Raw genomic sequence first — 20641 nt, 5'->3', positions numbered from 1 at the left:
CTCCGGACCCTAGATGTAGCGGCCCTCGAAGAACGCGCGTGCCGCCAGGGTGTGCAGGGGGAAGGCCAGTTCCTCCGGGCCGCGCAGGAGGTGCCAGCCGGCTGTCTCGTCGGTGGCGGCCGAGGTGGGGAGGCGGTCCGCGGGGCGTTCCGGCAGCAGGCCGAAGAGCAGGAGGTGGCCGCCGGGTGAGCTCATGGCGTCGGCGAGGCGCACGTCGCGGCTCTCGGCTTCGATGCCCGTCTCCTCCCTGAGTTCCCGGACGACGGCGTGCTTCCAGTCCTCGCGGTCGTCGATGTAGCCGCCGGGCAGGGCGATCCCGCCGTCGGCGGGGGCGATGGTTCGGGTGACGACGACGAGGGCGGTGCCCTTGGTGTCGTACACGGGCTGGAGGGCGACGGCGACCGGCAGGGGGTTGCGGTAGGCCACGCGGGCGCAGGCCGGGCAGGTGCGGGGCCAGCCGGTGACGCCTTCCCCGTAGGGCGCTCCACAGCTCGAACAGTGGGAGTCACGCGGGGAGTTGGAACTGGAGTGCTGAGTTTCGGACACGCGGCGGACTGTATCCGATCGGGGGACGCCGTCGCGCGCGGGTGACGCCGGCGGCGGTCCCGGCGCACCGGCGGACAGGTCACCGGGCGGGGCTGTCCGTTCCCGGTCCGCCGTGCCACACTTCTGACGTTCCATCAGATTACCTACCTGCGGGGGGTGTTGTGGCACGCAGGCGCATACCTGTGGTCTCCGGGTGGTTCACCGGGGAGGGCGAGGACTTCGCGCTCCTGGGGACGCGGTGCTCGGCGTGCGGCTCGGTGTTCTTCCCGCGTGAGGACACGTTCTGCCGCAGTCCCGGCTGCTCGGGCGGGGAGCTGAGGGAGGTTCCGCTGTCGCGGAGGGGGCGCGTCTGGTCGTACACGGACAGCCGCTACCGGCCTCCGTCACCCTATGTGAGCGATCCGGAACTTCCGTGGGAGCCGTACGCGTTGATCGCTGTGGAGCTGGAGTCCGAGCGGATGGTGGTGCTGGGACAGGCGGCTCCCGGGGTCACCGTCGCCGATCTGACGGTGGGCGCGGAGGTGGAGGTCGTCCCCGGCGTGCTCGCGGAGGACGACGGGACGACCTGGACGACGTGGCAGTGGCGGCCCACGGGGGTGAGGGAATGACCGAAGACGTGGCGGTGCTCGGCGTGGGCATGCACCCCTGGGGCAAATGGGGCCGCGGCTTCGTCGAGTACGGGGTGGCGGCGGCCCGCGCGGCGCTCGCCGACGCAGGTCTCGACTGGCGGGACGTCGACGCCGTCGTCGGCGCGGACACCGTGCGCGGCGGCTATCCGGGGTATGTGGCGGGCGCGACGTTCGCCAGGGCGCTGGGCTGGCAGGGAGCCCGGGTCACCAGCGTGTACGCGGCGTGCGCGTCGGGGGCGCAGGCGATCGACACGGCGCGGACGCGGATCCTCGCGGGGCTGGCGGACACGGTGCTCGTGGTGGGGGCCGACGCCGCGCCCAAGGGGTTCTTCCGTCCGGCCGGAGGAGACCGGCCGGACGATCCCGACTGGCTGCGGTTCCGTGTGCTCGGCGCGACCAATCCGGCGTACTTCGGGCTGTACGCGCGCCGGCGGATGGCGGTGCACGGGGACACGCCCGAGGACTTCGCCCAGGTCAAGGTGAAGAACGCCGCCATGGGGGCGCTGAATCCGAACGCGCGCTACCGCGAGCGGGTCACCGCGGAGGAGGTCGCCGCCTCGGCGGTGGTGGCCGATCCGCTGCGGCTGCTGGACATCTGCGCGACCTCGGACGGCGGGGCGGCCCTCGTGCTGTCCGGCCTGGAGTTCGCCCGGCGGCACGGCTCGGCGGATCCGGTGCGGATACGGGCCGTGTCCACGGTGACGCCCCGGTACCCGAGCACGGTGCTCGACCTGCCGGACATCGCGACCGACTCGTCGGCGGCGGTGGAACCGGCCGGCGGGTCGTTCAGGGCGTCGATCGCGGCGGCCGCCTACGAGGAGGCGGGCGTCGGGCCCGAGGATTTGTCGCTGGCCGAGGTGTACGACCTGTCGACGGCCCTGGAGCTCCAGTGGTACGAGGACCTCGCGCTGTGCGGTGAGGGCGAGGGGGCCAAGTTGCTGCGGGAGGGCGTGACGGCGCCCGGCGGTCGCATACCCGTGAACCCGAGCGGGGGGCTCGCCTCCTTCGGGGAGGCGGTCCCGGCGCAGGCGATCGCCCAGGTCTGCGAGCTGACCTGGCAGTTGCGGGGCCAGGCGGGCGCTCGCCAGATCGACGGCGCGCGCGTGGGGATCACGGCGAACCAGGGTCTGTTCGGGCACGGGTCGGCGGTGGTCGCCGTACGGTGAGCGGCGGCGCCTCGAAGGCCGGGCGCCGCCGCGCGGACGCCGCCGGCTACGCCGTGGTGACGGGGCTGCGGCGGTCGGCGCCGTACTCCATGGCGTGCTGGACGACGCCCACCAGGATGTCCTTGACCGATTCCCGGTCGCGGGCGTCGCACAGCAGCACGGGCACGTCATCCTCGAGGTCGAGGGCGCTGCGTACGTCCTCGACGGAGTGGCGGACGGTGCCCTCGAAGCAGTTGACGCCGACGATGAAGGGGATGTCGCGGCGTTCGAAGTAGTCGACGGCGGCGAAGCAGTCCTCCAGGCGGCGGGTGTCGGCGAGCACGACGGCGCCGAGCGCGCCCTCGGAGAGCTCGTCCCACATGAACCAGAACCGCTCCTGTCCGGGGGTGCCGAACAGGTAGAGCACGAGGTCCTCGCGCAGGGTGATGCGGCCGAAGTCCATGGCCACGGTGGTGGTGTGCTTGCGTTCCACGCCGGTGGTGTCGTCGACCGGGCGGCCGGCCTCGGTGAGGAACTCCTCCGTCCGCAGTGGTCTGATCTCGCTGACCGAGCCGACCAGCGTGGTCTTGCCCACGCCGAAGCCGCCGGCGACAAGGATCTTGAGCGTGACGGGCTCGACCGGGGGTCTGCCGCGCTCGGAGCGCCCGAGGATCATCGTTTGCTTCTCCTGCTCGAGGGGGTCACAGTGCCCGGAGGCCGTTGATCACGTCGCGGAGGATGCCCTCGTCCGGCAGTTCGGCCGGGGGCACGGGGCGGTTCACATGGACGAGCTCCGCGTGCACGAGGTCGCCGACGAGGACCCGGACGACGCCGATGGGCAGGTCGAGTCCGGCGGCCAGCTCGGCCACGGACTGCGGCGCCTCCTGGCACAGTTCCACGATGTGCACATGCTCGGGGGACAGTGAGGGGTCGTCCTCCGCTTCGTCGGCGTGCGGCTCGGCGACGACGACCGCGATCAGGTCGAGGCGGTGCTGGATCGCGCTGGTCGTGCGCCCGCGCGTCATGGCGTACGGGCGGACGACCGGCCCGGCCTCGTCGTCGAACCAGCGGCTGCTTGCCTGACCGTCTGTGCTCATGCCGTCCCACTACCCGCCCGAGGGCAGATCGGTGCGCGGGGCGGTCGCCAGATGTGCGCCGACCCGCTTCACCAGAAGCGTCATCTCGTACGCCACCAGTCCGACGTCGGAGTCGGCGTCCGCGAGGACGGCGAGGCAGCTGCCGTCGCCGGCGGCGGTGACGAACAGGAACGCCTCGTCGAGTTCGACGACGGTCTGGCGGACGCCGCCGGCGTCGAAGTGACGGCCGACGCCCTTGGCGAGGCTGTGGAAGCCGGAGGCGACGGCGGCCAGGTGTTCGCCGTCCTCCCGCGTCAGGTCCTTGGACACGCCGGTCGCCAGGCCGTCGCCGGAGAGCACGACGGCTTTGCGGATGCTGCCGACGCGGTCGACGAGGTCGTCGAGGAGCCAGTTCAGTTCGCCGTTGCCGGTGGTGTGGCCGGTCGCCTTCGGTGCGGTCATCGACCGTCCCCCTTTGTCGTTCCTCGTGGTGCCGTGCCGATGTGGGCTTCGTCGCCCGCGGCGTTCTCTGCGCGGCCGCGCTGCCAGCCCCGCTGGAGCGAGGCCATACGGCTGCGGACCTCGTCGGCGTCCCGGTCCGCCGGGTCCGTCGTGCGGTCGGCGGTGCGGGGCGCCGGGCCCTGGCGCAGTTGCGGGGCCAGGCTGGCCTGCCGCACGCGGCGCGGCAGGGCTCCCTGGACGCCGTCGGCGCCGCCGGTGGGCGCCGCGGTCTGCTGCCGGTCCCGCCGGGGAAGGGCGGGAGCCTGGGACGGTTCGTCGGCGCTGCGGCCGGGTTGATCGGCCGGGCCGGTGCTCCGGGGGATCTGGGGCGAGGCGCCTCGGCGTCGCGACGGCAGGGGGGCCGGGGCGTCGTCCTGCGGTCGCCGTGCGCCGGGCCCGCTCGGGAACTCCTCGACGGCGTCCGCGCCCCGGGAGCGCCGGCCGGTGACGGGGCGGCCGTGGGAGCTGACCAGCTTGGGCGTCCGGCGGTTCGGCAGGGACAGCGGGGCGACGGCGCCCTCGCCGGAGTCGGCCGGCTGCGGGGCGGGGGCGCCGCGGCGCTGGTCGGGGACCTCGGCGGCCGGTCCGTCCTCCGCTTCCGGCAGGGAGCGGCGCGGGCCGAACAGGGCGCTGTGTTCCGCGTCGTTGCCTTCCAGGCGGATCGGGAAGCCGTGGAGGGCGTCCAGGTCGACGGGCGCTTCCAGTTCGACGGGGCCGTCCAGCAGTGCGGCGGGCACGCCCGGCAGTTGGACCGGGGTCCGCGACAGCGCGCCCCGGCGGGCATCCGCGGGTTCGGCCTCCTTTGCGGGGCGGGGGCGGTCGAGGCGGAAGCCGATGCCGTTGGTGTCGGGGACGTCGTCGGTGAGCAGCGCGTCGGGGATGAAGATGACGGCGGTGGTGCCGCCGTACGGGGAGGGCTGGAGGGAGACGCGGACGTTCTGCCGCTGGGCGAGCCGGCTGACGACGAACAGGCCGAGCCGGTCGGTGTCGGAGAGTTCGAACTCGGGGGTCTCGGCGAGCCGGAGGTTTGCCTCCAGGAGCGCTTCGGGCGCCATGCCGAGGCCCCGGTCGTGGATCTCCAGGGTGAATCCGTTGGCCACCCGGTCGCCCATGACCTGCACGGCGGTGTGCGGCGGGGAGAACACCGTGGCGTTCTCCAGCAGTTCGGCCACGAGGTGGGTGAGGTCGGCGACGGCCGGGCCGGTCACGGCGACGCGCGGCAGCCGGCGGACCTCGATGCGTTCGTAGTCCTCCACCTCGGCGACGGAGGCGCGCACGATGTCCATGAGCTGGATGGGCTTGCGCCACTGCCGTGAGGGTGCGGCGCCGGAGAGGATCACCAGGCCCTCGGCGTGCCGGCGCATGCGGGTGGTGAGGTGGTCGAGGCGGAAGAGGTCGGCGAGTTCCTCGGTGTCCTCGGTGCGGCGCTCCATGGTGTCGAGCAGGGTGAGCTGCTTGTGCAGCAGGACCTGGCTGCGGCGGGCGAGGTTGACGAACACCTCGGAGACGCCGGCGCGCAGTTCCGCCTGTTTGACGGCGGCCTCGACGGCGGCGCGCTGAAGGGTGTTGAGGGCCTGGCCGACCTCGCCGATCTCGTTCTTGTCGTATTCGAGGCGCGGGACCTCGGTCTCGACGTCGACCTGTTCGCCGGCGGAGAGGCGGCGCATCACGCTGGGCAGGCGCACGCCGGACGCTTCGTGGGCGTCCAGCCGCAGCTGGCGCAGGTCGCGGATGTGGCTGCGGCCGATGCGCACCGACAGGTAGAGGGAGAGGAGCAGGGCGATCAGGCCGAAGACGCCGGCGATGACGGCCTTGACGATGACCCCGGTCGCCACGGGGCGGACGCGGTCCTGGTAGCGGTCGCTCGCCTGCTCGTCGAGGGTGCCGAGTTCGTCGAGGACGCCCGCGGCGGCGGTGTCCCAGCTCTTGGCGGTGACGCCGCGGGGCATCTGGCCCGGCGTGGCGGAGACGACGGCCTGCTCGGCGGCGCGCAGGGGCGCGGTGGTGGCGTTCTTCCAGAAGCTGTCGTAGCGGGCGCGTTCCGCGGCGGGCAGCTGGGCGAGGCTGATGTCGTAGAGGATGTCGCGCTGGGCCTCGAGGTCGGAGACGTCGCGGATCTCCTGGCGGCTGAGCCGGCCGACGACCAGCGCGGAGCCGAGCAGGGCGTCCTCGCGGGAGAGCAGTTCGCGGGCGCGGGCGACGCTGACGAGGGCCCGGTACTGCTTGTCCATCTCCACGCTGTCGACCACGTCGAGCTTGGCCAGCAGGGCGTAGCAGGGGTCGATCAGGCGGTTGTAGAGGTCCAGGGCCTGGGCGCGGGTGAGGCTGCCCTCCTCGACGCTGCGGCGCAGGGATGCCATGCCGTCGAAGGCGTCGAGGACCGCGGTCAGGCCGTCGCCGTCGTCCTGGTCGAGGACGTCGCGCACCTCGTCGTCCTCGGCGTTGGAGCGGATCTCGGTGAGGGCCTGGTCGGTGGCGTTGCGGGTGCGCCGGAGTGCCGAGAGCGCGTCGGAGGCGCGGGGGTCGGCGAGGTAGACGAGGGTCTGGCGGCGTTCCTGCTGGACGTAGCGGACGGTGTCCTCGATCGGGTAGCCGATCTTCTCCACGACGTGCGACACGGTGAACAGGCGGCTCGCCTCACGTCCCGTCAGCACCGTGGCGAAGCCCCAGATCGCCGTCAGGGAGAGCAGCGGCACGAGGAGCAGCGCCACGATCTTCCGGCGGATGGACTTCCCGCGAAAGCGCATGGCCTCCCCCAGCTCGGACCCCCACCGGTCAGGGGGTTCGCTCGTGCGTCAACAAACGGCGCGAGCCTACTACCGACACACAGTTAACTCGAAGAAGTGTCCGGAACCTGAACGTCCGTATCGACGTCGAGGCGTGACGGGTTGTCCTGGTATCGCGCGGGTTGGGCGCCGACGGGCCCGGTGTCAGGCCGATGCGGGAACCAGCGGGCACGGCGGGCGGGTTGGCCAGAATTTTTCCGAACCGGGGGAATCTTCGCGGCGTGTTCTTCGTCCTAATGATCAGGGGGCGGAACCGGCCACACGAGCCGCACGCCGTACCTGGGCGGCGTAAAAGAGCGCAAGCCGGGCAGCCAACTGGGGAGCCGGTCTTTTCGGACCGGGGCAAGCTGTCTGCCGGCGGTGGGGAGTGACACGGTGATGGGCACGGCGGAGCGGCGCACGGCAAGCGAGGACACGGCGCGGTCCGGTGCTTCTGTGCGAGCTGGGATCGGCGTCGGGAGAGCGGACGGCGGTGGCATGAGAGCCGAGCAGCGGGAGCGGCCCGTCCACCGGCCGTTGTGGGTCGAGGAACCGGCGCGTCGGCGTCGTCTTCCCGACCCGGTCCGTACGGCCGCCGTACGGGCGGTGATCATCATCGCTGTGACGCTGCTCCAGGCGATGGTCGCCTTCCTGTGCACCATGGCCGGATCCTGGCTGGCCTTCCCCATGGTGATCAGCAGCGTGGTGAGCACGGTGGTGGCGACATGGGGCGCGCTGGACGTCTGGGTGACGCGGCAGGTGTGGAACCAGCGCTACGGCGTGGTGTCGGCGCCGAGCAGCACCGCGCGGGCGCTGCGCCAGGAGCGCCGCCGTGCGCGCCGGCAGGCGCGGGCCGCCGCGCGCACCGAGCGAGGTCAGGAGCGGATACGTACGCGGCGCGGCGGGGCGGGACAGTTGTCCCACCCCTGAGCCGCACCTGATCAGGCGGTGGCGGCGGGCCGCTTGTACATGCGGGTCGCGGTGATCTCGCTGCGCACCGCCTCCCCCGCCTGGGGCTGCTGGGGCAGGCCCGGGCGGAGGTGTTCCTCGACGCTGATGTACTTCAGTCCCGCCCTCAGGTCGGCGTCGTTGCGCAGCCTGATGACCAGCGGGAACTCCGCCAGCGCCGTCGTGTCGAACAGGCCGGTGGTGTAGAGCAGCTGGACGCCGAGGGCGTCGGAGACGGCTCGCTGGAGTTCCAGCAGATAGGTCGCGTTGGCGCGGCCGATGGGGTTGTCGAGGAACAGCGTGCCGGCGTGCCGGTGCTTGTCCCGGCCCCGGTCGTTCGACCGGAGCGCGGCCATCGTGCAGTACAGCGCGATCGCGGCGGTGAGCAGCTGGCCGCCGGAGAAGACGTCGCCCATCTGCCCGACGGGCACCCGCTCGGCCCGCAGCACGGCGTCCGGCTTGAGGATCTCGACGGCGACGCCCTTCGGCTGGAGCGCGGCGGCCACTCCGCGCAGCAGCAGGGACATGCCGTCGCGCCGCAGGTCGGAGTTCTTCTTCACGGCCGCGCGGGTCGCCTCGTCGATGACCTCGCCGAGCCGCTCGACGAGGGTGGCCTGGTCGGGCTCGTCGAAGCGGATGCGCAGGAACTCCTGTCCTGACCACTCGCCGAGCCCCTCGGGCAGCCGGGACAGCCGCTGGGCGGAGCGGAGCGTGGCGAGCGCCGACTCGACCAGACCCCGCAGTCGGTCCACGATGGAGTCGCGGTTGCGTTCCAGCTGCTCCAACTCGTCGGTGAGGACGCGCAGTCGGGGCGCGAACGCGTCGGCCCACTTCTTGGCGTGCTCCGGCAGGGCGGCGGCGGGCAGTTCGCGGATCTGCTGCCGGGCGGGGGTGCGGACCTGCTCGTAGCGGGTGGAGTTGGCGTGCCGGACGAGGATGTCGCTCGCCTCGCGCACGGCGGACTCGGCAGCCGAGAGGTCGGCGGCGCAGCCGCGCAGGGAGCGGCGGGTCTCGGCGGCGGAGTGACGGGCCTCCTCCAGGGTGCCCGGGTAGGGCTCGGGCGTCTGCTGGTCGTCCTCGGGGGTGTGCTCGCGCAGCAGGTCGCGCAGCATGGCGGCGATCTCGTCGAAGCCGCCGGCCGCGTCCTCGGCGGCCCGGTGGGCCTCCAGCAGCTCGGCGTGCGCCGCGCGGGCCTGGTCCAAAGCCTCCACCCGGGAGGAGAGTTCGGCGGTCGCGGTGCGCAGCAGCGCCTGGGCGTGCTCGGCGTCGCGCGGTTGGAGCTCCTCGGACAGCTCGGTGTGGGCCTCGCCGTCCTCGGGGGCGAGCCGCTCGGCCTCGCCGCGCAGCCGTCCGAGCTGCTCGCTCGCGGTCGACATACGGGTCTCCAGGAGCTGCACCAGCTCCTCGGCGCGGGCGGCGGCGGCCTGCCGGGACGGCCCGTCGGAGCCGTCGGGCGACTGGAGCAGCTGCTCCGCGCGCGTGCGGACCTTGTTGCTCAGCCGGTCCAGTTCGGCACGTGCGGCGCTCTCGTCGCTCTCCGCGCGGGCCTGCTCGGCGCGCAGGTCGGCGCCGACGCCGACCTTCTCGTACAGCTGCGAGGCGGCCCGGTAGGCCTCGCGCAGGGCGGGCAGGGACGCCTTGGGCGTCGCGTCGGCGTCCTCCGGTACGTCGTCGGGGGCGCCGGCGATCTCGGAGCGCTCGGCGCGCAGCGCACGCGCGGTGCGGCGGGCGTCGTCGGCGGCACGCTGGGCGGCGCGGCGGTCCTCGTCGGCGGCACGGGCGCGCTCCAGGCAGGTCTGGGCGCGGGCCTCGGACTCGGCGGCGTCGTCGGCGAGTTCACGCAGTTTGACCTGCCAGCCGGCGCGTTCGCGCAGCCGGAAGGCGAGTCCGGCGAGGGCGTCGGCGGCGCGCCGGGCCTTCTGCGCGGCTTCCTGGCGTTCGTCGCGGACCTGCGCGGCCTCGGCGGCGGCCTCCTCGGACTCTGCGCGCGCGGTCCGCGCCTCGGCCAGCTCGGCTTCGGACTCCTCGGCGAAGGCGCGCGCCTCCTCCGCGGCCCGCGCCAGTTCGGTGAGCCGCCCGGCCGGGCAGCCGGTGCGCCAGGAGGTGAGGCGTGCGGCGAGTTCGCGGTCCTTGCCGAGCCGGGCGGCGAGCCGGCGGATCTCCTCGTCGCGCTCGGTGGCCCGGGCGCGCAGCGCCTGCCGTTCCTCGTCGGCGGCGTGCTCGTCGTGCATGGCCGGGTTCGGCGGCACGAGGAACACGTCCTGGCGGCCGGTGTCGGCGTCGGGCGCGGGGGTGGGGGCGAGAAGGGCGGCGGCGGTGCCGACCGCGACGGCGGAGCGGGGCAGCAGGGCGGCGTCGCCGAGCGCCTCGCGGGCGCGGGCGTGCGAGGCGGGGTCGGTGATGATCACGCCGTCGACCAGTTCGGGCCGGGCGGCGAGCACACGCGCGTGGTCGGCGGGGTCGACGGCCTGGGCGAGATAGCGCCAGCCGGGCAGGGCGGGGATGCCGTGCTCGCCGAGGAACTCCACGGTGGCCAGGACGTCGGGGCCGGGCGGCAGCAGTCCGCCGTCGCCGAGGGCGCCGAGGATGCGGGAGTCGTCGGCGGCGGCGGTGCGCAGGTCGAAGAGCTGGCGTTCGGCGGAGGAGACGGCGTCGTCGAGGAGTTCGCGCAGTTCGTCGGCGTAGCGGTCCAGGTCCTCCGGGGCGAGTCCGGTGGCGGTCTGCTCCTCGCCCGACCGCGGCTGCGGGATGGCGCGGCGTTCGGTGGCGCCGGTGACGCCCAGCAGTTCCGCGAGGCGTTCCTCGGCCGCCAGGGCCTCGGCGAGGCGGCGTTCGGCGTCGTGGGAGCGCTGGGCGGCGGTGGCGGCGTCGGCCGCGCGGGCCGCGGTCAGTTCGGCGCGGGACTCGGCGGAGGCGGCCTCGCGCGCGTGCTCGGCGGTCCTGCGGGCCTCCTCGCGGGCGGTGTCCCAGGCGGCGACGGTCGTCTTCTCGGCGTCGCTGGCGGCGAGGGCGGCGCGTGCGGGGTCGGCGTCGGGGGCGCTGTCGTCCAGCCAGCCGGCGCGCACGGCTTCGGCGGTCTCCTGCTCGACCTCGGTGAGGCGCTGGCGCAGGTGCCCGATCTCGCTGCGGGCGCGCTGGGCCTCGGTGGCCGCGGAGGTGGAGTCCCGGTAGGCGGTCTCGCCGGCTTCCTGGAGGGCCGCGGAGCGCTCCTCCTCCTCGTTGGCGAGGGTTTCGGCGCTCTCGGCGGCGGCGTGCAGGGCGCGGACCAGGTCGACGGCGGCGCGAGCACGGGCGGCGAGGGCGGGAGCGGCGTCGCGTTCGGCCTCCTGGATCGCGGCGGACACGCGTGCGACGCGGTCGGCGGCGGCGCGGTGGCGCAGGACGGCCTCGGCGGCCTGCCAGGCGGAGTGCAGGGTGCGCGCGTCGGCGAGTTCGCGTTTCTGCGCGGCGGCGGACTTCTCGGCGCCGGCCAGCGCCAACGAGGCGTGCCGGTACGCCAGTTCGGCGGCGATCAGGGCGCTGCGCTCGCGGGCGCCCTCGGAGTGCGTGACGGCGTAGGCGGCTGCGGTGACGCGCTGGGCGAGGTCGGCGGCGCGTGTCCGCTCCCGTACGCCCCGCGCGGACAGTCGCCGTGCCAGGGTGCGGGTGCGCCGTTCGGCGCCGGTGTGGACGTCACGGGCGCGTGTCCGCGCGTCGGCGGCTTCGACGATCCGCCCGAGGAGGTCCACCGAGCCGGCGGTGAAGTCCCGTTCGGCGATCAGTTCGGCGCGCCGGCCGAGTTTGTTGCCGAAGCCGCTGACGAGGTCGGCGAGGCCGTCGGTGTCGCGGGTGTCGGTGACGGCCCGCAGCAGCAGGTCGGTGAAGTCGGAGTCCTTCTTGACCGCGAACAGGCCGGCGGCCTCGCCCTCGTCGGCGTTCATCTCCCGCTGGTAGCGGAAGAGTTCGGGGTCGAGGCCGAGGTCGCCGAGGTGTTCGATCCACCGGTCGTGGATCTCCTCCCAGTGCACCTCCAGGTGCGGGTACGCCTTGCCTGCGTCGGTGAGGGCGTCCCGGAACCCCTTCATGGTGCGCCGGCGTCCCTGCGCGCCCGACTGCCCCTCGACGGACGGGCGCACGGCGGTGGACTCGGCGACGGGCAGGTTGTCCAGGGTGAGTCCGGGGCCGGGCCGGAAGGAGTACCAGGCCTCGGCGAACTTGCGCGGGTCGTTGGACACCTGGCGGCCGCGCCACTCGCTCACCTTGCCGACGACGACGCACTCGCCGGTCAGCACGTGCTGCCACTCCAGCGCGACGTGCCCGCAGTCGTCGGCGAGCAGGAACTTGCGCAGCACGCCGGAGCTGGCGCCGCCGAGGGTGTTGCGGTGGCCCGGGAGCATCACCGAGAAGATCAGCTTGAGCAGGACGGACTTGCCGCCGCCGTTCTCCAGGAACAGCACGCCGGCGGGCGCGGGCCGGCGGGGCGGCCCGACGGGCTCCTCCTCGAAGAACTCCGCCTGGGTCGGGGCGGGTTCGGGCACGACGTCGCCCACGCCCCTCAGGTCGAGCACGGTGTCGGCGTAGCGCGCACCTGCGGGCCCGATGGAGTAGAGGCGGACGCGGGACAGCTCGTACATGGCGGACTCTCGTAGGTCTTCGGCAGATCGGTGGGGGGCGGGCCACCGGGTTTCGGGGCCAGGGTGTTTCAGGAGTGGAACGGCAGTCCGGCGTCGGCCACCAGCTCCAGGTCGTCGCTCTCCTCGGCGGGCAGCAGCGTCGGCGAGCCGTCGGTGATCGGGACGACGCCCAGCTCCAGCAGCTCGGCCAGGGCCGCGCTGCCGGCCATGTCCCGCACCTGGAGCTGGTAGCGGGCGGTGGTGCGGTACGTGCCGCCGTTGTCGTCGCCGGTGCGCTGGAGGAATCCGGAGTCGGTGAGGAAGGCGACGGCCTTGCCGACGATCCCGGTCGTCGAACCCGCCAGCCGGCGGGCGTCTTTGGTGGCGCCGGTGGCGCTGCGCCGCACCCAGATCCGCCAGGCGGCCTCCAGGCCGGGCGCGTCGGTGGCCGGGTCGGTGTTCTCGCCCGCTTCCGCCGCCCGTTCCTCCAGCCGGCGGCAGGCCTGCCGGACGAAGGCGTCGACGCCGTTGACGCTGACGCGGCCGATGTAACCGTCGTCGGCGAGGTCCTCGGGCCGCGGGAAGGCCATCGCGGCGACGGCGAGATGGGCGAGCCCGTGCAGGAAGCGGTCCGAGCCGTCGGCGGACGTCCGCCGCGCGTAGTCGCCCATCCGCACCGCGAACACGGAGTCCTCGGCCGCGGTCACGGCCATGCCCGCGCGCGGGGACACCTCCAGCACGACGAGCCCGAGCCCGGTGGCCACCGCGTCGGCGAGCCGGGCGAACGCCGGGTCCTCCCGGTAGCGCCGCAGCAGTTCGGTGTACTCCTGGTCCCGCGCGGGCTGCGTCTTGGGCTGCAGTCCGAAGGCGACGAGCCGAGCGGCGTCGGCGGCGTCGGCGGGGGTGACGGCGGCGGGCGCCGACGGGGCGGGCGCTTCCGTCTCGCTCCACTCGACGTGCTCGGTCACGGTCTCGGCTCCTTGCTGCGCTGGTGTTGTTCGTGCATACGGTTCCCGGCCCTGCGTACGGGGCTCGGCCCTGCTCATGCCGCTTCCGTCCGGTCGGCGGCCATGCCCGCCGCGTCCAGCAGCGCCGTGCCCACTATCAGGTCGGCCCCGCCGAACTCGGGGTCGTCGAGTTCGGTGCCGTCGTCCACGGCGAACAGCAGCTTCTCCTCGCCCTGCCGGTAGGCGGTGCCGACCGCGGGGCTCGCCGCGTGCACCGCCAACAGCGCGACCAAGTAGGGCAGATCGAGGTCGCCGGTGCGCCGCGCCTCGGCCAGGAGTCCCGACAGTCTGCGCGGCGCGTCGGCGGGCAGGTCGAGCAGCTCCCTGGCGGCGGCGAGCTGCTCCTCGCTGAACCGGCTGTCGTCCGGCGTGGCGATGAGGTCGGGTTCGGGCATCTCGGCGCCCAGGTGCTCCCGCTCCACCGGCGGCGTCAGCAGCAGGTCGACCAGGTCGCCCACACGCACGGACGCGGGCGTGCGCAGTCCGGTGCCGCGGGCGAAGAACGCGTCGGTGACGCGTACGGCCTCTTCCAGGGGCAGCGGCAGCAGGGGGGCGAGGAGATGGCCGTAGAGGTCCGTGCCGGAGGAGGTCATCGGTGTGGCGAAGGCCTGCCGGTCCTGCTCGGCGCGGAAGAGGGGGCCCGCCTCCAGCAGGCGGGACTGGAGCTGGGTGTGCCGCCGGATGCAGTCCTTGACGATGTCGACGAGCTCGGCGGCCCGCCGCTTGTTGTCGGCGTCCTCGATCTCGTCACGGGCCTTGCGGATGTTGGTGAGGATCGCGTTCTCGTGGCGGTAGCGGTCGGCCACGTGGTCGAGGGCTTCGGCGATCATGTCGGGGACGGTGTGGAGCCAGTCCACCGCGCGTACGTTGCGCCGGGTCGCCTCCAGGGCCCTCCGCAGGGTCTCGGAGTACTGCACGGTGCGGTAGCGGGCCTGCTCGGCGGCGAGCTGGGCGTCGGCGAGGCGGCCGCGCCGGATGAGGACCTCCAGCTTGACCTCGGCGGCGATCTGGGCGCTGGTGACGTCGGTGTCGAGGGCGCCGACCAGGACGTTGACCGCCTCGTCGGTCGTGCGGAGGTAGACCGCGCCGCCGTAGCCGGGGACCTCCTCGATCAGCTTGAAGTCGTAGTCGCGGCGCACATAGGTGCCGTCGGCCGTGAAGGTGCCGTACACGGCGCGGAAGCCGCGGTCGACGCTGCCGACGTTGATCAGGTTCTCCAGGACCCAGCGGGCCACGCGCTCGTGTTCCTCGGCGGGCCGGGGCGGGGCCTGCGCGGCCACGCGCGGGACGAGGCGGGCGACGATCTGGTCGTGGTCAGCGCCGGTGTCGAAGTCCATGTTGAGGGTGACGAGGTCGATGGCTGCGAGGGCGATCTCCGCCATGCCGTACACCGAGTACTCGCCGGCCAGGTTCGCCTTGCGCGCGTCGAGGTCGTGGATCGGGGCGGTGCAGGCGAGCGCGCGCAGCCGCCGCGCCAGCCCCTCGTCGGCGGCCGGGCCCGGCGCCGGGCGCGGTCCCGCGCTGAGCTGGGGCGGAACACGGTCCGTCGAGTCCGTCGGTGCAGGCGAAGTCACGGTGCACAGACTAGGTCCTCGGTCTGACAACGACCCAAACGACGGCATGCCGTCAGGGGCGCTCAGCCGGCGGCTCGCCCCTCGTCGCCCACTCGGCGCCGGTACACCTCCACGATCCGCCGCAGCGAGTCGTGGAGGTAGACCACGAGCAGTTCCTCCGCCGCGCCCCTGTCCCCGGATTCGAGCGCCCGGAGGATCTGCCGGTTGCGCGCGAGGTACGGCTCGTGCAGCCGGTGCGGGTCGTCGACGACGTGGAAGGCGAGCCGCAGTTCGGCGAAGACGCCGCGCATGAGTTCGTCCGTGCGGGCGCTGCCTGCCAGCGCCACCAGCTCCTGGTGGAAGTGGATGTTGGCGGTGCCCAGCCCTTTCCAGTCGTTCCCGGCGGCCGCGACGTCCCCCTCGGCGACGGCCGCCCTCAGGCGGTCCAGCGTGTACGGCGGCTCCCCGAGACCGCGCACGACGGCGCACTCGACGAGGGCGCGCGTGCGGTAGATGTCCTCCACGTCCTCCACGGTCAGGACGCGGACGAACACGCCCCGGTTCAGCTCGTGGACGAGGAGGCGTTCATGGGTGAGCAGGCGGAACGCCTCGCGCAGCGTGTTGCGGGAGACGCCGAGCGCTCCGCCGACGCTGTCCTCGGACAGCCGGGTGCCGGGCGGGAAGCAGCCCTCGGCGATGCGGCTCCTGAGGATGTCCGCGACCCGCTCGGCCGTGCTGGTGCGGCCCAGGAGGGCGCGGTCGTCGGCCAGTCCCGCCAGCTGCTCTGCCATGCCCGGAATTCAATCGCAGGGGGGAGCGGAACAACAGGGGTATTGAAGGATTGTTGAACGATCCTCTAGCTTCGAAGGTATGACCGTCATCGACCTGAACGCCGACCTCGGAGAGGGCTTCGGCCGCTGGCAGCTGACCGACGACGAGGGCCTGCTGTCCGTGGTCACCAGCGCCAACGTGGCGTGCGGTTTCCACGCCGGGGACGCGCCCACCATGCGGCGGGTGTGCGAGCTGGCCGCCGAGCGGGGCGTGACGATCGGCGCGCAGGTCTCCTACCGGGACCTCGCCGGGTTCGGGCGGCGCGCGATGGACGTGCCGCCGGCCGAACTGACCGCCGAGGTGGCCTACCAGATCGGCGCACTGGAGGTCTTCGCGCGGGCGGCGGGCGCGCGCGTGGCGTACGTCAAGCCGCACGGCGCGCTCTACAACCGGGTCGTACACGACGAGGAGCAGGCCGCGGCCGTGGTCGCCGGTCTGCTCCTCGCCGGCTCCGCGCTGCCCGTGCTGGGGCTGCCCGGCTCCCGCCTGCTGGAGCTCGCCGCGCGGGCGGGCCTGCCCGCCGTCACGGAGGCGTTCGCGGACCGCGCCTACACCGAGGAGGGCACGCTGGTGCCGCGCGGGCTCGCGGGTGCCGTGGTCACCGACCCGGACGCCGTCGTGGAGCGGTCGGTGGAGCTGGCCCGGTCCGGCACGGTGGCCTCCCTGGCGGGGCCGCGCATCGACGTACGCGCGCGTTCCCTGTGCGTGCACGGCGACACGCCCGGCGCGGTGGAGCTGGCCCGGCGGGTCAGGCGGCGGCTGGAGGAGACGGGCGTACGGGTGGAGGCGTTCGCATGAGGGCGCTGGCCGTCGGCGTGGACGCCCTGCTCCTCGAGGCGGCCTCGGGCGAGGAGGCCCAGGCCCTGCACGCGGAGCTGCTGCGGCGCCGCGCGGAGGGCTCGCTCGTCGTCCGCGAGATCGTCCCCGCGGCGCGCACGGTTCTCCTCGACGGCCTGGCCGACCCGGTCCGCTGGGCCCGCGAACTGACCTCGGCGGCCGTCCCGCCCGCCCCCCCGCGCTCGGGCGCGGTGGTCGAGCTGCCGGTGCGCTACGACGGCCCCGACCTGGCCGACGTGGCCGCCCACTGGGGCGTTCCGGAGCGTGAGGTGGCGCGGATCCACGCCGCCACCGAGTTCCGGGTCGCGTTCTGCGGCTTCGCCCCCGGGTTCGGCTATCTCACCGGCCTGCCGGCGCGCTACGACGTGCCGCGCCGGGCCACTCCGCGTACGGCCGTCCCTGCGGGCTCGGTGGCACTGGCCGGGCCGTACACGGGCGTGTACCCGCGCTCGTCGCCGGGCGGCTGGCAGCTGATCGGCACCACGGACGCGGTGCTGTGGGACCACACGCGCGTGCCCGCGGCGCTGCTCACACCGGGCACACGGGTGCGTTTCGTCCCGGCGGGCCAGGGGGGCGCCGTATGACCGATCGCGCGCTCACCGTCGTCCGCGCGGGGGCGCTCACCACCGTTCAGGACCGCGGCCGTTCCGGATACGCGCATCTGGGCGTGCCCCGCTCGGGCGCGCTGGACGCGCCGGCGGCGGCGCTCGTCAACCGGCTGGTCGGCAACCCGCCGGAGGCGGCCGTGCTGGAGACGACGCTCGACGGCTGCGCCGTGCGCCCTCGTTCCCCGGTCACGGTGGCCGTCGGCGGCGCGCCCTCGGCCGTCACGGTGGACGGCCGGCCCGTCGCCTGGGGCGCGCCGGTGCATGTGCCGTCCGGGGCGCTGCTGGACGTCGGGCGCGCCCTCGCCGGGGTGCGCGGCTACCTGGCCGTGGGCGGCGGCGTCACCGTGGAGCGCGTCCTCGGCAGCCGTTCGACGGACCTGCTGTCGGGCCTGGGCCCCGCACCCCTCACGGACGGCGCGGTGCTGCCCCTGGGGCCGCCGCCCGCCCCGTACACACGCGTGGACGTCGCCCCGCAGCCGGCGCCGCCGGCCGAGCTCGTCCTGCGGGTGACGCCGGGCCCGCGCGACGACTGGTTCACCCCGGAGGCGGTGCGCGCGTTCACCACGCGCGTGTACCGCGTGTCGGCGTCGAGCAACCGGATCGGGCTGCGCACGGAGGGGCCGGCGCTGGAGCGCGCGAGGGCCGGGGAGCTTCCCAGCGAGGGCATGGTGCTGGGGGCGGTCCAGGTGCCGCCGGACGGCAGGCCCGTGGTCTTCCTGGCCGACCATCCGACCACGGGGGGCTACCCGGTGATCGGTGTCGTCCACCGGCCCGATCTGGCCCGTGCCGCGCAGGCGGTGCCCGGGACGCCGACACGTTTCGTGGCGGTGCGCCCTCGCTTCACCGCGCTCCGGACGACCGGGGCCCGGTAGAGCGCCGAGCAACCGGCGGGCCGGGCGGCGTCCATCTCCGCCTGGCCTGCCGGTCACCGCCCGTTCACCCGGCGGACGGACGTCCGCCGATGGGCCCTGTCGTCGGGGCCCTCGTCACATGGCCGAGGCCGCGTCCGGTCCGATCCTGCTGCGTACGGCCGTCTGGACCTCGGCCTCCTCGGCGGGGTCGGCGGCGAGCCGGCGCAGCCGTTCGACGACCCGGGCGTCGCCGGTCTCGGCGTGCCGGGCGGCGATCTCGCGGGTGGTCTCCTCGCAGTCCCACAGGCACTCGACGGCGAAGCCCGCGGCGAAGGAGGGGTCGGTGGCGGCGAGTGCGCGGGCGCAGCGGCCCCGCAGATGGGACGAGGCGGTCTCGCGGTAGATGTGCCGCAGCACGGGGGCCGCGCAGGCGATGCCGAGCCGCCCGGCGCCGTCGACGAGGGTCCACAGGGTCGGGGCGTCGCAGCCCTCGCCGCGGACGGCCTCGCGCAGGGCGCCGAGGACGAGGTCGCCGTCGTGGGCGCCGCCCCGGCAGGCGAGCACACGGCCGGCGGCGGCGCCGAGGGCGTCGGGCCGGTGGACCCAGCCGCGGGCGCGGTCCACGGCGGCCGGCACGCGCATGCGTTCGAAGGCGTCGACGGCCGCCTCCACCACGGCCGTCGAGCCCGTCACGACGGCCCGTTCGATCAGGTCGAGGGCGCCGGGATCGTCGCTGTCGGCGAGATAGCGCAGGGCGGTGCACCGGGCGCCGTCGCCGCCGTCCCGTGCGGCCCGCACGATCTCCGGCCGGTCCTCGGGGCCGGCCACCGCGGCCAGACATCGGGCCGCGGGGACATGGAGCGCGGCACCCCGGTCCAGGCCCTGCTGGGCCCAGTCGAAGACGGCCTGGACGCTCCAGCCGGGCCGGGGCCCGGTGGGCCTCATCTGCCGCTGCCACCGGTCGAAGGAACCGGCTTCCTGTGCGGCACGCACCCGCGTGGAGACGTACTCGCGCGGGTCCTCCGCCCACAGCCGCCACGGCCGCGGCTCGAAGGCGTCGCGTACGGCGACGGCCAGTTCCGCCTCGCCCTCGGCGTCGGTGGCGAACCGCGCGAGCACCGGGGCGGCCAGGGCGCGCAGCCCGGCGTCGTCGTCGCGCAGGGCGAGTTCGTCCAGGGCCCAGGCCCAGTTGGAGCCCGAGGCTGCGTAGCGGCGCAGCAGTTCCAGGGCGTCCCGCCTGCCGTAGGAGGCGAGATGGCCGAGGACGGCCAGGGCGAGGCCGGTGCGGGACTCCTCGGTGTCGAAGGCGTCCTCGACGTCGAAGAGGTGCGCCGCGATCTCGTCCAGCTCGCCGCCGAGGTCGAGGAAGAGCCGGGCGTAGTAGAGGGAGCGGTTCTCCACCTGCCAGTCGTGGCGGGGATCGCGCAGCACACAGTGGTTGAGGGCCGCGAGCGCCTCTCGGCGGGGCGCGGTGAGCGCGTGCAGCGTGCCGTCGCCGCGGCCCCGCTGCAGCAGGCCGAGCAGCGTACCGCTGGGCGCTATGACCGGATCGAACATGGGAAACAGCCTCACATCAAGCGTCGACGCAACCGGGGAACACGCGTTACCTGGCCACGTGACAACACGTCGGGGCGCCCGCCGTCTCTTGCTTGTTGTAGACCATCTCTCTCTGCCTCTCGTCGGTGGCCCATGCGGACCGTGTCACGGCCCGCGCGGTGCGGCAACACCTGCCCATCCGTCGCGTCCGTGAATCACGACGTCATGATGACCCGGCTGTTCTGCCTGCCGCGACCGATATTTCCGGCGGCCTCGTACCGCCTCCCCCGTGTTCGTCGTCCTGTCCGGTCGGGAACTTCGTTCCGGCTGATCAGGGACTGCCGGTGCGGTGCCCCCCGAACAGTTCGAGCAGCTCGGCCCGGTCGAACATCCTGGCCGTGTCGACGGCCGAGGGGGTGCCCGCGGTCGGGTCGGCGCCGGCTTCGACGAGGGCCTTGACGACCTCCGTCTCCCCCTTGAAGACGGCTCCCGCGAGCGGGGTCTGGCCTCGGTCGTTGATCCGGTCGGCCTCGGCGCCGCGGGCCAGCAGGGCCCGTACCGCCTCGGCGTGGCCGTGGTACGCGGCGAGCATCACGAGCGAGTCGCCGCGGTCGTTGGTGAGGTTGGCCGGAACGCCCGCGTCGACGTAGGCCACGAGCGTCTCCGTCTGTCCCTGGCGGGCCAGCTCGAAGATCTTGCTCGCCAGCTCCACGACCTCGGGGTCGGGGGCTTCGGTCATCTCGGACCGCCTCTCGTCACAGCCGTTCAGGTGAATCGCCAGGGTACTGGCTCGCCCGGCACATGGCGGGCCGCGCGAGAGGCAAAGATCAGCGCGAGACCCGTTCGACGCAACTCCGCTGCTCAGGCACCCCTTCGGGACTTCCGCCGACCGGGCGAAAACTCCCGGAATTCACCCAGTTGCACCTTTAATCGTATAGATACATCCTGTGATCCTGGAAGTACTCATGGTGACTGTCCCCACGAACCAGGAGAGCCCAAATGATCCTGTCCATCTCAGGTGTGGTCCTGCTCGGCATCATCGTCTTCCTGTTCTTCCGCAAGGACGGGCTGAAGGCGTCGCACGCCCTGGTCTCGGCCCTGTTCGGCTTCTACCTGGCCAGCACGGCCATCGCCCCCAGCATCAAGGCGGGCGGCGAGAGCCTGGCCGGACTACTGGGCGGCATCAAGTTCTGACGCCGCCCGGTTCCGCCGTCCC

At 73.9% G+C, this 20641-nt stretch carries 18 protein-coding genes; 7 read left to right on the top strand and 11 right to left on the bottom strand.

Features of this window, described 5'->3' with window-relative positions; translation table 11 throughout:
• Positions 1 to 9: 9 nt before the first annotated feature.
• Complete coding sequence (locus ACFYXA_RS33225) at positions 10 to 546, bottom strand: NUDIX domain-containing protein (protein WP_351097428.1); 537 nt, start codon at positions 544 to 546, stop codon at positions 10 to 12.
• A gap of 182 nt (positions 547 to 728) precedes the next feature.
• On the opposite strand from ACFYXA_RS33225, the gene ACFYXA_RS33220 reads away from it, so the two are divergent.
• Together ACFYXA_RS33220 and ACFYXA_RS33215 are read left to right on the top strand one after the other, a co-directional pair.
• Positions 729 to 1154 (top strand): Zn-ribbon domain-containing OB-fold protein, encoded by a 426-nt coding sequence (locus tag ACFYXA_RS33220; protein ID WP_389039950.1) that lies wholly within the window; start codon positions 729 to 731, stop codon positions 1152 to 1154.
• Entirely contained in the window at positions 1151 to 2341 is a 1191-nt protein-coding gene (locus tag ACFYXA_RS33215; RefSeq protein WP_389039925.1) for a lipid-transfer protein, read from the top strand. Before ACFYXA_RS33220 ends, ACFYXA_RS33215 begins: the two co-directional genes overlap by 4 nt.
• 46 nt (positions 2342 to 2387) lie before the next feature.
• On the opposite strand, the gene ACFYXA_RS33210 is transcribed toward ACFYXA_RS33215, so the two are convergent.
• From ACFYXA_RS33210 to ACFYXA_RS33195, 4 genes are read right to left on the bottom strand one after another with little or no spacing between them, the layout of a single operon-like run.
• A complete protein-coding gene (locus ACFYXA_RS33210; protein WP_352252927.1) occupies positions 2388 to 2996 on the bottom strand; it encodes an ATP/GTP-binding protein in 609 nt (202 codons plus the stop codon).
• Between the two features lie 25 nt (positions 2997 to 3021).
• Positions 3022 to 3417, bottom strand: a complete 396-nt coding sequence (locus ACFYXA_RS33205) for a DUF742 domain-containing protein (RefSeq protein WP_351097422.1) — start codon at positions 3415 to 3417, stop codon at positions 3022 to 3024.
• A gap of 9 nt (positions 3418 to 3426) precedes the next feature.
• Positions 3427 to 3858 carry a roadblock/LC7 domain-containing protein gene (locus ACFYXA_RS33200; protein ID WP_130444639.1) on the bottom strand — a complete coding sequence of 144 codons (432 nt, stop codon included), beginning with the start codon at positions 3856 to 3858 and terminating at the stop codon, positions 3427 to 3429.
• A complete protein-coding gene (locus ACFYXA_RS33195) occupies positions 3855 to 6644 on the bottom strand; it encodes a nitrate- and nitrite sensing domain-containing protein (RefSeq protein WP_389039919.1) in 2790 nt (929 codons plus the stop codon). The genes ACFYXA_RS33200 and ACFYXA_RS33195 overlap by 4 nt, the downstream gene beginning before the upstream one ends.
• A gap of 417 nt (positions 6645 to 7061) precedes the next feature.
• Between ACFYXA_RS33195 and ACFYXA_RS33190 the strand changes: the two genes are divergently transcribed.
• The gene (locus ACFYXA_RS33190; RefSeq protein WP_352252943.1) at positions 7062 to 7592 is read left to right on the top strand and encodes a hypothetical protein; all 531 of its coding nucleotides are present in this window, start codon (positions 7062 to 7064) and stop codon (positions 7590 to 7592) included.
• 11 nt (positions 7593 to 7603) lie between these two features.
• Here ACFYXA_RS33190 and ACFYXA_RS33185 read toward each other — a convergent pair whose 3' ends face one another.
• The 4 genes from ACFYXA_RS33185 to ACFYXA_RS33170 all read right to left on the bottom strand — a co-directional run bounded on the left by ACFYXA_RS33185 (position 7604) and on the right by ACFYXA_RS33170 (position 15553).
• Positions 7604 to 12223, bottom strand: coding sequence for a hypothetical protein (locus ACFYXA_RS33185; protein WP_389039916.1), 4620 nt, complete (start codon positions 12221 to 12223; stop codon positions 7604 to 7606).
• A 68-nt stretch (positions 12224 to 12291) separates the two neighbouring features.
• The gene (locus ACFYXA_RS33180) at positions 12292 to 13170 is read right to left on the bottom strand and encodes a hypothetical protein (RefSeq protein WP_352252918.1); all 879 of its coding nucleotides are present in this window, start codon (positions 13168 to 13170) and stop codon (positions 12292 to 12294) included.
• Between the two features lie 74 nt (positions 13171 to 13244).
• A complete protein-coding gene (locus ACFYXA_RS33175) occupies positions 13245 to 14783 on the bottom strand; it encodes a hypothetical protein (protein WP_352252916.1) in 1539 nt (512 codons plus the stop codon).
• A 62-nt stretch (positions 14784 to 14845) separates the two neighbouring features.
• Positions 14846 to 15553: a GntR family transcriptional regulator gene (locus tag ACFYXA_RS33170; RefSeq protein ID WP_352252914.1), complete on the bottom strand. Its 708-nt coding sequence runs from the start codon at positions 15551 to 15553 to the stop codon at positions 14846 to 14848.
• Between the two features lie 79 nt (positions 15554 to 15632).
• Between ACFYXA_RS33170 and ACFYXA_RS33165 the strand changes: the two genes are divergently transcribed.
• Genes ACFYXA_RS33165 through ACFYXA_RS33155 form a run of 3 tightly spaced genes read left to right on the top strand, consistent with a single transcriptional unit; the run spans position 15633 to position 17910 of the window.
• Positions 15633 to 16391: a LamB/YcsF family protein gene (locus tag ACFYXA_RS33165; protein WP_389039910.1), complete on the top strand. Its 759-nt coding sequence runs from the start codon at positions 15633 to 15635 to the stop codon at positions 16389 to 16391.
• Complete coding sequence (locus ACFYXA_RS33160; protein WP_389039907.1) at positions 16388 to 17014, top strand: allophanate hydrolase subunit 1; 627 nt, start codon at positions 16388 to 16390, stop codon at positions 17012 to 17014. The genes ACFYXA_RS33165 and ACFYXA_RS33160 overlap by 4 nt, the downstream gene beginning before the upstream one ends.
• Positions 17011 to 17910, top strand: coding sequence for a biotin-dependent carboxyltransferase family protein (locus tag ACFYXA_RS33155; protein WP_352252910.1), 900 nt, complete (start codon positions 17011 to 17013; stop codon positions 17908 to 17910). The genes ACFYXA_RS33160 and ACFYXA_RS33155 overlap by 4 nt, the downstream gene beginning before the upstream one ends.
• 114 nt (positions 17911 to 18024) lie before the next feature.
• On the opposite strand, the gene ACFYXA_RS33150 is transcribed toward ACFYXA_RS33155, so the two are convergent.
• On the bottom strand, positions 18025 to 19446 hold the full coding sequence (locus ACFYXA_RS33150) for a HEAT repeat domain-containing protein (RefSeq protein WP_389039903.1): 1422 nt from the start codon (positions 19444 to 19446) through the stop codon (positions 18025 to 18027).
• A 310-nt stretch (positions 19447 to 19756) separates the two neighbouring features.
• Positions 19757 to 20164, bottom strand: coding sequence for an ankyrin repeat domain-containing protein (locus tag ACFYXA_RS33145; RefSeq protein WP_351097404.1), 408 nt, complete (start codon positions 20162 to 20164; stop codon positions 19757 to 19759).
• 260 nt (positions 20165 to 20424) lie between these two features.
• Between ACFYXA_RS33145 and ACFYXA_RS33140 the strand changes: the two genes are divergently transcribed.
• The gene (locus tag ACFYXA_RS33140) at positions 20425 to 20619 is read left to right on the top strand and encodes a hypothetical protein (protein WP_351097402.1); all 195 of its coding nucleotides are present in this window, start codon (positions 20425 to 20427) and stop codon (positions 20617 to 20619) included.
• The last annotated feature ends 22 nt before the right edge of the window (positions 20620 to 20641 follow it).

Origin of the sequence: Streptomyces sp. NPDC002566 (assembly GCF_042889585.1) — a bacterium.
Lineage (GTDB): Bacteria > Actinomycetota > Actinomycetes > Streptomycetales > Streptomycetaceae > Streptomyces.
Note: the sequence above shows the minus strand (reverse complement) of the source record. Positions and strands in the feature narration are given on the sequence as shown.

Excerpts from the sequence above, each read along its gene's own strand:
- ACFYXA_RS33150 (WP_389039903.1), bottom strand. The coding sequence starts at position 19,446 with ATGTTCGATCCGGTCATAGCGCCCAGCGGTACGCTGCTCGGCCTGCTG.
- ACFYXA_RS33160 (WP_389039907.1), top strand. The coding sequence starts at position 16,388 with ATGAGGGCGCTGGCCGTCGGCGTGGACGCCCTGCTCCTCGAGGCGGCC.
- ACFYXA_RS33215 (WP_389039925.1), top strand. The coding sequence starts at position 1,151 with ATGACCGAAGACGTGGCGGTGCTCGGCGTGGGCATGCACCCCTGGGGC.
- ACFYXA_RS33210 (WP_352252927.1), bottom strand. The coding sequence starts at position 2,996 with ATGATCCTCGGGCGCTCCGAGCGCGGCAGACCCCCGGTCGAGCCCGTC.
- ACFYXA_RS33195 (WP_389039919.1), bottom strand. The coding sequence starts at position 6,644 with ATGCGCTTTCGCGGGAAGTCCATCCGCCGGAAGATCGTGGCGCTGCTC.
- ACFYXA_RS33185 (WP_389039916.1), bottom strand. The coding sequence starts at position 12,223 with ATGTACGAGCTGTCCCGCGTCCGCCTCTACTCCATCGGGCCCGCAGGT.
- ACFYXA_RS33170 (WP_352252914.1), bottom strand. The coding sequence starts at position 15,553 with ATGGCAGAGCAGCTGGCGGGACTGGCCGACGACCGCGCCCTCCTGGGC.
- ACFYXA_RS33200 (WP_130444639.1), bottom strand. The coding sequence starts at position 3,858 with ATGACCGCACCGAAGGCGACCGGCCACACCACCGGCAACGGCGAACTG.
- ACFYXA_RS33140 (WP_351097402.1), top strand. The coding sequence starts at position 20,425 with ATGATCCTGTCCATCTCAGGTGTGGTCCTGCTCGGCATCATCGTCTTC.
- ACFYXA_RS33205 (WP_351097422.1), bottom strand. The coding sequence starts at position 3,417 with ATGAGCACAGACGGTCAGGCAAGCAGCCGCTGGTTCGACGACGAGGCC.
- ACFYXA_RS33165 (WP_389039910.1), top strand. The coding sequence starts at position 15,633 with ATGACCGTCATCGACCTGAACGCCGACCTCGGAGAGGGCTTCGGCCGC.
- ACFYXA_RS33155 (WP_352252910.1), top strand. The coding sequence starts at position 17,011 with ATGACCGATCGCGCGCTCACCGTCGTCCGCGCGGGGGCGCTCACCACC.
- ACFYXA_RS33145 (WP_351097404.1), bottom strand. The coding sequence starts at position 20,164 with ATGACCGAAGCCCCCGACCCCGAGGTCGTGGAGCTGGCGAGCAAGATC.
- ACFYXA_RS33190 (WP_352252943.1), top strand. The coding sequence starts at position 7,062 with ATGGGCACGGCGGAGCGGCGCACGGCAAGCGAGGACACGGCGCGGTCC.